At 65.2% G+C, this 10,377-nt stretch carries 11 protein-coding genes (1 of these 11 cut by a window edge); 8 read left to right on the plus strand and 3 right to left on the minus strand.

The window, feature by feature from the left end; genetic code table 11:
• Nucleotides 1-74: 74 nt before the first annotated feature.
• Genes ispG through DFR51_RS00390 form a run of 3 tightly spaced genes read left to right on the plus strand, consistent with a single transcriptional unit; the run spans nucleotide 75 to nucleotide 1,947 of the window.
• Nucleotides 75-1,211: a flavodoxin-dependent (E)-4-hydroxy-3-methylbut-2-enyl-diphosphate synthase gene (ispG, locus tag DFR51_RS00380; protein WP_121047090.1), complete on the plus strand. Its 1,137-nt coding sequence runs from the start codon at nucleotides 75-77 to the stop codon at nucleotides 1,209-1,211.
• Nucleotides 1,208-1,468, plus strand: coding sequence for a hypothetical protein (locus tag DFR51_RS00385; RefSeq protein WP_121047091.1), 261 nt, complete (start codon nucleotides 1,208-1,210; stop codon nucleotides 1,466-1,468). The genes ispG and DFR51_RS00385 overlap by 4 nt, the downstream gene beginning before the upstream one ends.
• The gene (locus DFR51_RS00390) at nucleotides 1,465-1,947 is read left to right on the plus strand and encodes a GNAT family N-acetyltransferase (RefSeq protein WP_121047092.1); all 483 of its coding nucleotides are present in this window, start codon (nucleotides 1,465-1,467) and stop codon (nucleotides 1,945-1,947) included. Before DFR51_RS00385 ends, DFR51_RS00390 begins: the two co-directional genes overlap by 4 nt.
• Here DFR51_RS00390 and DFR51_RS00395 read toward each other — a convergent pair.
• Together DFR51_RS00395 and ppa are read right to left on the minus strand one after the other, a co-directional pair.
• Nucleotides 1,939-3,840 (minus strand): M61 family metallopeptidase, encoded by a 1,902-nt coding sequence (locus DFR51_RS00395; protein WP_197723693.1) that lies wholly within the window; start codon nucleotides 3,838-3,840, stop codon nucleotides 1,939-1,941. The two genes, DFR51_RS00390 and DFR51_RS00395, sit on opposite strands and share 9 nt — an antisense overlap.
• Nucleotides 3,841-3,902: 62 nt before the next feature.
• A complete protein-coding gene (gene ppa, locus DFR51_RS00400) occupies nucleotides 3,903-4,436 on the minus strand; it encodes an inorganic diphosphatase (RefSeq protein WP_121047093.1) in 534 nt (177 codons plus the stop codon).
• A gap of 115 nt (nucleotides 4,437-4,551) precedes the next feature.
• On the opposite strand from ppa, the gene hisS reads away from it, so the two are divergent.
• From hisS to DFR51_RS00425, 5 genes are all read left to right on the plus strand, one after another.
• Complete coding sequence (gene hisS / locus DFR51_RS00405; RefSeq protein ID WP_121047094.1) at nucleotides 4,552-5,880, plus strand: histidine--tRNA ligase; 1,329 nt, start codon at nucleotides 4,552-4,554, stop codon at nucleotides 5,878-5,880.
• Nucleotides 5,877-6,965: a peptide chain release factor 1 gene (gene prfA / locus DFR51_RS00410; RefSeq protein WP_121047095.1), complete on the plus strand. Its 1,089-nt coding sequence runs from the start codon at nucleotides 5,877-5,879 to the stop codon at nucleotides 6,963-6,965. Before hisS ends, prfA begins: the two co-directional genes overlap by 4 nt.
• The gene (gene prmC, locus DFR51_RS00415; protein ID WP_121047096.1) at nucleotides 6,952-7,776 is read left to right on the plus strand and encodes a peptide chain release factor N(5)-glutamine methyltransferase; all 825 of its coding nucleotides are present in this window, start codon (nucleotides 6,952-6,954) and stop codon (nucleotides 7,774-7,776) included. The genes prfA and prmC overlap by 14 nt, the downstream gene beginning before the upstream one ends.
• A gap of 185 nt (nucleotides 7,777-7,961) precedes the next feature.
• Nucleotides 7,962-8,813 carry a DUF4167 domain-containing protein gene (locus DFR51_RS00420; RefSeq protein ID WP_121049517.1) on the plus strand — a complete coding sequence of 284 codons (852 nt, stop codon included), beginning with the start codon at nucleotides 7,962-7,964 and terminating at the stop codon, nucleotides 8,811-8,813.
• A gap of 134 nt (nucleotides 8,814-8,947) precedes the next feature.
• The gene (locus DFR51_RS00425) at nucleotides 8,948-10,315 is read left to right on the plus strand and encodes an OprO/OprP family phosphate-selective porin (RefSeq protein WP_243445560.1); all 1,368 of its coding nucleotides are present in this window, start codon (nucleotides 8,948-8,950) and stop codon (nucleotides 10,313-10,315) included.
• A gap of 3 nt (nucleotides 10,316-10,318) precedes the next feature.
• Here the strand turns inward: DFR51_RS00425 and DFR51_RS00430 are convergent, their stop codons facing one another.
• Nucleotides 10,319-10,377: the end of a hypothetical protein gene (locus DFR51_RS00430; protein WP_126494543.1), read on the minus strand. 223 nt of this gene lie beyond the right edge of the window; only the last 59 of its 282 coding nucleotides appear in the window; its start codon lies beyond the right edge, outside the window — the gene reads right to left on this strand; the stop codon is at nucleotides 10,319-10,321.

Raw genomic sequence — 10,377 nt, forward strand, 5'->3', positions numbered from 1 at the left:
CCCCGATACCGGCAGGTCTTGGGTTCGCCGCGAAGCTCGCGTATATCCGCCCGCGAAAGGTGAGATTTCCCAGCATGTCCCTTCGTCCCTGGCGCGATATCGCGCGGCGCAAATCGCGGCAGATCATGGTTGGCAGCGTGCCCGTCGGCGGCGATGCGCCGATCACCGTGCAGACCATGACCAACACGCTCACCTCCGATGCGAAGGCGACGATCGACCAGATTCGCCGCTGCGAGGAAGCGGGGGCGGACATCATCCGCGTGTCGTGCCCCGATGTCGAATCGACCGCCGCATTCAAACAGATCGCGAAAGCCGCGCGCGTGCCGCTCGTTGCCGACATTCACTTCCACTACAAGCGCGCGCTCGAAGCGGCGGACGCGGGCGCGGCGTGTCTGCGTATCAATCCGGGCAACATCGGCTCGTCGGAGCGCGTTGCCGAAGTGGTGCGCGCGGCGAAGGCGAACGGCTGCGCGATCCGCATCGGCGTCAACGCGGGCAGCCTCGAGAAGGATTTGCTCGAAAAGTATGGCGAGCCGTGTCCCGAGGCGCTTGTCGAAAGCGCGCTCGATCATATCCGCCTGCTCGAGGAGCATGACTTCCGCGAGTACAAGGTGGCGGTGAAGGCCTCCGACGCGTTCCTCGCGGTCGCCGCTTACCAGCAGCTCGCAGAGGCGGTGGACTGCCCGCTGCACCTCGGCATCACCGAGGCGGGTGGGCTCATTGGCGGTACGGTGAAGTCCGCGATCGGCATCGGTTCGCTGCTCTGGTTCGGTGTCGGCGACACGATTCGGGTGTCGCTTTCGGCCGAGCCCGAGGAAGAGGTGCGCGTCGGCTATGAAATCCTGAAGACGCTCGGCCTGCGCACGCGCGGTGTCCGCGTCGTGTCCTGTCCCAGCTGTGCGCGGCAGGGGTTCGATGTCATTCGCACCGTGCAGGCGCTCGAAGATGCGCTCCAGCACATCAAGACGCCGATGTCGCTTTCTGTTCTGGGCTGCGTCGTCAACGGTCCCGGCGAGGCGCGTGAGACGGACATCGGCATCACCGGCGGCGGTAACGGCAAGCACATGGTCTATCTGTCGGGCATCACCGACCACACGATCGCGGACGCCGACATGATCGCGCACGTCGTGGCGCTTGTTGAAGCCAAGGCCGCCGAGATCGAGGCGGGGAGCGCGGTGAGCATGGATACGCTGCACGGCAAGGCGGCATGAAGACCCGGGCCGACATCAGCGTCGAACCGCCGGTCGCGCGCAAAGCGGTGGCGACGGGCGCATCTGCAACCGGCGCGACGACGCTGGGCTACGGCGCCGTCGCGGCGCTGACGCTCGGGGCCTTCGCGCTTGGGGCTGTGGCTGTCGGCGCGCTGGCGATCGGTCGGCTCCGCGTCGGCAAGGCGCGCATCCGCAAACTCCGGATCGACGAACTGGAAGTCGGGACAATCATCAGAATCGACGAGGATCGCGCGTGACTATCTTGATCCGTGAAGCCGTGCGCGAGGATGCCCCGCTTATCTTCCGTTTCATCTGCGATCTCGCCGAGTATGAAAAGTTGCGCCACGAGGTCAAAGGCGACGCCGAGGCTCTCGCCGCGCAGCTATTCGGGCCGCGTCCCTATGCAGAGGTGCTGATCGCAGAGGATGAAGGTGCGCCCTTGGGCTTCGCGCTGTTCTTCCACAACTTCTCGACCTTCGAAGGCAGGCCGGGGATCTACCTCGAAGACCTGTTCGTCAGTCCAGAAGCGCGCGGCAAGGGCGTCGGCAAGAGGCTGCTTGAGCGTCTCGCGGCGCTCGCGATCGAGCGCGATTGCGCGCGCCTCGAATGGGCGGTGCTAAACTGGAACACGCCCGCGATCGATTTCTACCGCTCGCTCGGCGCGCGGCCGATGGACGAATGGACCGTCAACCGCGTCGATGGAGAGGCGCTGAGGGCGCTCGCCGCCTCAGGGTAAGGCTTCGAGCACGCGGTCGAGCAGCGCGGGCCCAGCGCCGACGCGCTCAAGGTGCGGATAGCGAAGCCCGCCCGTGTAGCCGAGGCGAATCGTGCGGTAACGCGGGCCTTCCTTCAGCAGCAGCTCGATCGGGGTCTTGCCGGTCTTTGCAGCGGTGATCGTCGTCTTGAAGTCGGCTTCGTTGAACTCCCGCCCGTTCACCGCCATGATTCGCGTCGCAGTCGTCACCCCTTCGCGGAACATCGGCCCGTCCCACACGACGTTGGAGATCGCCCCCGTAGCACTGACCGTGATGCCGACCGAATGGCTGAGATCGGTCGTGCGGCTGCGCGCATCGCTCGAAACCTGATAGGGGTTCGGCGTTTCCTTGTAGACAAGCCGATAGCCGCCCTTCTCGATTCCGCCGAGCGGCGGTTTCGCGATCTCGTCGACGCGGGTTTTCAGGAAGCTCGCCCAGTCATAAGGCGCCACGGCATTGAGCGCGGCGACGACATCCTCGAACGTGTAGGTGACCGTCCCCCAATCGCCATCGTTGATGCCGAAGAAGCCGCGCGCGAAATCGTCCAGTGATCTGCGTCCGCCGGTCTTCTCGCGGATCAGCATGTCCGCTTCCATCCAGATGAGCGAGCCTTCGCTGTAGTAATCTTCCGAACGCTGCCACGTGCGGAAGGCCTGCGGGCGGCGGGCGTTGGTGATGGGGTCGTTGGTGGTGTCGATGAGCGGCTTCCACGCCCGGCCCGGCTGCATCTCGTAGAAGGCCGCCTGATTCGCGAACTCGCCGAGCACGACATCCTTGGGGATCAGCCCGGAGCGTGCGGCGAGCACCGAATCCCAGTAGCTCGTCTGCCCTTCGTAGACCCAGAGCAGGCTGTTCTGCATCGGTGTGCGATAATCCGGTGTCCAGAGATCGGCGCCGCGGCGGAACTTGCCGTTCCAGCTATGCGTGAACTCATGGGGGAGCAGCCCACGCATCGCCGCCGTGTTCGCCCAGTCGGTGAAATAGGTGCGGGGCAGCGCGTTTTCCGAACTGCGGTGATGTTCAAGGCCGATGCCGCCAAGCTCGGTGGAGAGCGCGAACAGGAATTCGTAGCGGTCGTAGTGCCGCGATCCAAACAGCTTCACGGCCTGATCGACCATGCGCCGGTGCGCTGCGATCTGATCGTCGGTGGCGGCAAGGTCGCCGGGGCGATCGGCGAAGACGTTGAGACGGACGTCGTGGCCGAGATCCCACGCCTTGTAATTGCTCCCGGCGAACATCGGGCTGTCGACGAGCGTTTCGAAATCGGTCTCCGCGTAACGGAGCGTGCTCCCGGTGCGCACGACGCCGTCGAGCGCGGCAACGCCCTGCCAGCCTTCGGGTAGCGTGACCGAGGGGCGCACGCGGATCTGCCGCGTGTAGTGACCTGCCGGGTAGAGCGCGACCGTCTCCCATTGCAGGTTCAGCATTTCCGCCGTCACGCTGACGCGGCCCTGATTGCCCTCCGTGGGGGAAAGATACTGGAAGCGGACGTCGAGCGCCTTTGCGCCGTTCGGCACATCGACGGTGAAGGCATAGACGTCGCGCGGATCGCGCTTCCACGGCACGGGCTTGCCGCCCGCGCTGATCGTGAGCCCGGCAAGCGCGGCGATCGGCCCGCGTGGGGCGTGCTTGCCGGGGAGCCATTCGGGGTAGCGCAGCGTCAGCGGCCCCGGCGCGGCAACCGGAATCTGCTGGCGGACGGCGAGAATGCGCCGCGCCGTGTCCGTGGCATCGACATCCAGCGTCATCACGCCGGGATAGCGAACGTCCTCGGCCGGGCGTTCGGGGTGCACATAGGCAGGCGTTTGGGGAAGGCTGTTTTCAGCCGCGGCAGGTGCGGCCAGAAGAATCAGAAACGAACAGAACGCACGCAAGACAGTCTCCCCGGGAAATGACTTTCCCCGAGGAATGACGGAATTGTTTCAGACGGTAAAGATCAGCCCTTGGTCTTCGCGCGCTCGATGCCGTCCAGAATCAGCTGGCGTGCCTTGTCCGCATCGCCCCAGCCGTTCAGCTTTGCCCACTTGCCGGGTTCGAGATCCTTGTAGTGCTCGAAGAAGTGCTCGATCTGGCGCAGCACGATCGGCGGCAGGTCGCCGTGGTTGGTGACGTTGCCGTAGTAGGGGAAGGTCGAATCGACCGGCACGGTGAGCAGCTTTTCGTCGCCGCCCTTGTCGTCTTCCATCATCAGCACGCCGACCGGGCGCACGCGGATCACCGCGCCCGAGATGATCGGCGAGCGCGTGATGACGAGTGCGTCGAGCGGATCGCCGTCTTCGCCCAGCGTGTGTGGGATGAAGCCGTAGTTGGCCGGGTAACGCATCGGCGTGTGCAGGATGCGGTCCACGAAGATGGCGCCTGAGTCTTTGTCGAACTCGTATTTCACCGGTTCGCCGCCAATCGGCACCTCGATGATGACATTGAGTTCGTGGGGCGGGTTCGGTCCGACGGGAATCTTCGATATATCCATGGCGCGCGGCGTTTAGCGGTTCTTCGCTCCGAAGGGAACCGCTGAATGTTGCGGCGCAGCAGAAATCGTATGAGCAGTTTCCACGGCGCGCGATCCCGTCTAAAGCGCGGCGCTTATGAGCAGCAAGATTCAGGCCGTCCGCGGCACGCAGGACATGGTGGGCGAGGAGGCCGCGCGCTTCGATCAGGTGATCGAGACATTCACGCGCGTGCGAAAACTCTATGGCTTCCGCCCGGTGCAGGTGCCGGTGTTCGAGTTCACAGGCGTCTTCGCGCGCTCGCTCGGCGAAACCACCGACGTGGTTTCGAAGGAAATGTACACGTTTGAGGATCGCGGCGGCGAATCGCTGACGCTGCGGCCCGAGTTCACGGCGGGCATCGCGCGCGCCTACATCTCGAACGGCTGGCAGCAGCACGCGCCGATGAAGCTCGCGGCATGGGGCCCGGCGTTCCGCTACGAGCGCCCGCAGAAGGGCCGCTTCCGGCAGTTCCACCAGCTCGATGCGGAAATTCTGGGCTCGGGCGAACCTGCGGCGGACGTGGAGATCATCGCGCTCGCGCAGCACCTGCTCGATGAACTCGGGCTTCAGGGCAAGACGGTGCTCAACCTCAACACGCTCGGCGACCCGGAAACGCGCGCCGCATGGCAGGCAGCACTGATCGCGCACTTCTCGGCCCACCGCGACGCGCTTTCCGCCGAAAGCCGCGAGCGGCTGGAGAAGAATCCGCTGCGTATCCTCGACAGCAAGGATGCCGCCGACAAGGCGCTCGTCGCCGATGCGCCCCGGATCGACGCCTATATGTCCGCCGAAGCGGGCGCGTGGTTCGATGCGGTGCGCAAGGGGCTCGATGCGGCGGGCATCGCTTATCAGCGGAACGAAGCCCTGGTGCGCGGGCTCGATTATTATCGCCATACCACGTTCGAGTTCATCACCGATCATCTGGGCGCGCAGGGCACCGTGCTCGGCGGCGGCCGCTATGACGGGCTGATGGAAGCGCTCGGCGGGCCGCATACGCCGTGCGTCGGCTGGGCGGCGGGGATCGAGCGGCTGGCGATGCTGATTGAGGCGCCGGCAGTAGACACTGTTGAAGCCGTGATCGTACCTGTCGGCGAAGCAGCCGAGACAGCAGCTCTGGCACTGATCGAACGCTTGAGACGTAGTGGTGTAGCGGCAGACATGGCCTTTAAGGGCAACATGAAGAAACGAATGGCCAAGGCATCCGCCTCGGGGGCTATGTATGCGCTTATTCTGGGGGATGACGAGCTATCTGAGGGCAAGGTGACCGTGCGGAACCTTATCGAAGGGAAGCAGGCAACGGCGCCGCTGGACGCTATCGGACAGATACCTCTATCTCTTCTTTGGGGGCTTTCTCTTGGCCATCCCAAAGAACCCGGTACGTCGTATATCGGGCAACTGCTGACAGAATATCCGGGGAACAAATGACGACTGTTCCCACCGCGCGCATCCGGCAGATTGAAGCGCGTTATGCTGAACTGACCGAACAGATGTCGGCGGGTGATCTGCCTGCCGAGAAGTTCGTGGCGCTTTCCAAGGAATATGCCGAGCTGAAACCCGTGGCCGAGGCGGCGGGAATCGTGCGCGCGATGCGCGACGAGGCGGAGAGCCTCACGGCGATGGTGAACGGCGGCGAGACCGACCGCGAGATGGTGGCGCTTGCCGAGGAAGAGCTGCTTTCGCTCAAGGCGCAGCTTCCCGATGCCGAGAAGGCACTCGCCGTGCTGCTGCTGCCCAAGGACATGGCGGACGAACGCTCGGCGATCCTTGAAATCCGCGCGGGCACGGGCGGTGAGGAGGCGGCGCTGTTCGCGGGCGATCTATACCGCATGTACCAGCGCTATGCCGAAACGCAGGGCTGGCGCGTGGAGACGATGGAAATGTCGTCGGCCGACGCGGGCGGGCTCAAGGAGGTGATCGCGAACGTCACCGGGCAGGGTGTGTTCGCCAAGCTGAAGTTCGAAAGCGGTGTGCACCGCGTGCAGCGCGTGCCCGCCACGGAAGCTTCCGGGCGCATCCACACCTCCGCCGCGACGGTGGCCGTGCTGCCCGAGGCCGAAGATGTGGACGTGCAGATCGAGGAAAAGGACCTGCGCATCGACGTGTTCCGCTCCTCCGGCCCCGGCGGCCAGTCGGTGAACACCACCGACAGTGCCGTGCGCATCACCCACCTTCCCACCGGCCTTGTCGTCAGCCAGCAGGACGAGAAGAGCCAGCACAAGAACAAGGCGAAGGCGCTGAAAGTGCTGCGCGCGCGGCTTTTTGAACTGGAGCGCGAGAAGCTGGCGAACGAACGCGCCGGCGCGCGCAAATCGATGGTCGGCTCGGGCGACCGTTCTGAGCGCATCCGCACGTACAATTATCCGCAGGGGCGTGTCACCGATCACCGCATCAACCTGACACTGCACCGGCTGCCGGAGATCATGGAAGGCGGGGGTCTCGGCGAACTTGTCGCCGCGCTCATCGCCGAGGATCAGGCAGCACGGCTCGCGAACCTGAATGAAGGCGCTTGATCTCGTAAGGGATGCGGCGGCGCGGATCGGCGGGGAGACGCCGCGCCTGGATGCCGAGCTGATCGTCGCCCACGCGCTCGGGATCGCCCGGGAGGTGCTGCTGCTCGGCAATCCGGAGGCTGCTGCGGACGCTGCGGAGGCTCTTATTATAAGGCGCGCTGCGGGCGAGCCCGTTGCCTATATCCTCGGGAGGCAGGAATTCTGGTCGCTCGATCTGGAGGTGGGGCCGGGGATCCTCGTTCCGCGCGGCGACACTGAAACGCTGATCGTGGCGGCGCAGCGGCTGTTTCCCGCCGATGCAGCGCTTCGCGTGCTTGATCTCGGCACGGGCTCGGGCGCGCTGGCACTTGCCGCGCTCGCGGAATGGCCGAAGGCGACCGCGCTCGCGACGGACGTTTCCGATGCCGCACTTGCCGTTGCCGCGCGGAATGCCGATCGGCTCGGCTTTTCGGGCCGATGCAGCCTGCTGAAGGCCGACTGGGCCGAAGGGGTTGCGGGGCGTTTTTCCTTAATCCTCTCCAATCCGCCCTATATCGGTGAGGACGAGGAGACCGGTCCGGGCGTGCGCGAATACGAGCCGCAGGGCGCGCTGTTCGCCGGCCAGGATGGTCTTGAGGCGTATCGGCGCATCGTTCCCGCACTCCCGGCATTGCTGGAAGCGAACGGTGCGGCGATCCTCGAGATCGGATGGCGGCAGGCGGATGCGGTTCTGGCGCTGGGGCGCGAAGCGGGCCTCGGCGGGACGGTGGAACGCGACCTTGCCGGACGGGATCGCGCCATCGTTTTCCATCGCATCGCTTCTGTTTTTTGACTTGGAATGCGATGACAATGCCGCTAGAGCGGCTGTGCATAGGCGAGGACGATGATCCCCTCGCCGGGCACTTACGATAGGCAGAATCGTTTGGCGGTCGCTTCCGGACCTTTGCGTGGATGGCTGCGCACGTCCTGAACAACGACAGTCGGCTCGGCCGGCAGTATCGGGGAAAAGAGTATTTCATGAGAAATGGACAGCAGCAGTCCGGTCGGCGTCGTGGGCGCGGCAATCCGCGTCCCCAGCAGGGTGGCGGTCGCGAAATGGGCAACCGCAACATGGAGCCGCGCCAGCGGGGCAATGCGCTTCAGCTGCTCGAGAAATACACGAATCTCGCCCGCGAGGCGCACCAGCAGGGTGAACGCGTCCAGGCCGAATATTATCTGCAGTACGCCGATCACTACCACCGCGTCGTCGCCGAGATGCGTGCGCGGCAGGAAGAGCGTCAGTCGCAGTACCAGCAGCACAATGATCGCCCGGATCGCCGCGGCCGCGAGAATGACGAGCGCGACGTCCGCGACGAAGATGATGACGGCGAGGACGAGGGCGACGAGGACGAAGAGGGCGAGGGCGACAGCCGCACCCAGGAACAGCGCCGCGAGCGCCAGCGTTTCGAGCCCCGCCATCAGCGGCAGGATCGTCCGGAGCGCGGTGAGCGCCAGGACCGCGATCGTCAGGACCGTGATCGCCAGCGGCCGGAGCGCCAGGAGCGTTCGGAGCGCCCCGAGCGTCAGGAGTCTCAGGAGCGCTACGAGCAGCCGCGTTCCGCGCCGCAGCCGAAAGATGATGAGCGCGAAGACGAAGGCGCCCTCCGCACGCTGGCGCGCAGCGCGCGCCGTCCCGATGTCGAGGAGCCCGAAGTCGCCGCAGCGCCCAAGCGTCGCGGCCGTCCCCCGGCGAAGGACAAGCAGGCTGCCCCGGCCGTGGCGGAAGCGCCCGCTGTCGCAGACGCATCGCCCGAAGCCGGTGAAGAGAAGCCGCGCCGCCCGCGCGGACGTCCGCGCAAGGTTCAGCCCGTCGAGACTGTAGACGCCTGATTTCCGTGTTGCGGATTTCCGCGTCGTAGGTCGAGACTTCGCTCTGCAACGCAAGGTTCATGTTTCCGTCACGGGAACTTCATGCTAGCGCCCCCGCGCGTACCGCACGAGCGGTCGCGTTGAAGGGGACGATCATGACCACGCGCCACACCGCATTGGTTCCGGCATTTGTTATGATGGGCCTGTCTGCCAGCCTGCCGACAACGGCCATGGCGCAGACGGAATCGGTTACGCTCGAACAGGCGGTCGCGAAACTTGCGGCGCTGCAGGCGCAGATCGAAGCCATGCAGGCGGAAGTCGCGGCGCTGCGTGCGCAGGCGGCGACACCGGCTCAGCCCCCTCAGCAGCAAGCCGCCGCCGCGCCTGCCCCTGCGGATCCGATCAAGGTGAGTTGGAAAGGCGCGCCCGAGATTTCCGCGAAAGGCTGGAGCTTCAAGCCGCGCGGACGAATGCAGTTCGATGCCGCGAACGTATCGCGCCCGGCGGGCATTGCAGATAACGGCCTCGGCTTCTCGAACGAGATTCGGCGCGCCTATCTCGGCGTGCAGGGCACGATGTCCGGTGGCTTCGGCTACCGCGTGGATATCGATTTCGCGCCGTCGTCGCCCGAATTCCAGGAAGCCTACATAGACTATACGCGCGGCCGGACGACGATCACGGTCGGGCAGCACAACGGCTTCCAGAGTCTTGAGGAACTGACGAGCGACCTCAATACGAGCTTCATGGAGCGCGCCGCCTTTACCGATGCGTTCGGCTTCGAACGGCGCCTCGGGATTTCGGCGCAGTATCGCGGCAAGACGCTGCTGCTGCAGGGCGGCGTGTTCACAGACAACATCGCCGATCTCTCCGACGACGCGAACAACAGCTATGGCTTCGACGGTCGCATCGTCTTCGCGCCGAAGATGGGCGGAACGCAGTTCCACGCCGGCGCCTCCGCGCACTACCGCGACACCGGCAGCATGAGCGCGGGTACGCGCTATCGCCAGCGGCCGCAGGTGCACACCACCGACGTGCGTTTCCTGGCAACACCCTCGCTGCCGGTAACGGCGGAGACGAACTACGGTCTCGAACTGGCGGCAATCTCCGGGCCGTTCTACGCGGTCGCCGAAACGCATTGGATGAACGTGTCGGTTGCGGGTGCTGCCGATCCGACGTTCTTCGGCGGCTATATAGAGGGCGGGTGGCTGCTGACCGGCGAATCGCGCGGGTACAAGGATGGGGCCTTCGATCGAATCAAGCCCGCGAATCCCGTTACGGACGGCGGCATCGGCGCCGTCGCGCTCAGCCTGCGCTACGATCATCTCGATCTCAATGACGCCGGCATCGTGGGCGGGCGACAGCAGGGCTATCTCGCATCGCTTATCTGGAAGCCCACCGATTACGTGCTGTTTGCGCTGAACGGCGGACGCCTCATCTACGACGACGCGGCGATCGCGGGAACGGGCGGTGATCGCGATTACGGTGCGACCATTGTGGGCCTGCGCAGCCAGATCGATTTCTAGGGCCTAATCGATCGGCGAATCGCGCCAGACTTCCGGTTCGTGCGCTGCGTTCTCTTCTGCCA

The sequence above is a fragment of the Sphingosinicella microcystinivorans genome, assembly GCF_003634215.1.
Taxonomy (GTDB): domain Bacteria; phylum Pseudomonadota; class Alphaproteobacteria; order Sphingomonadales; family Sphingomonadaceae; genus Sphingosinicella; species Sphingosinicella microcystinivorans.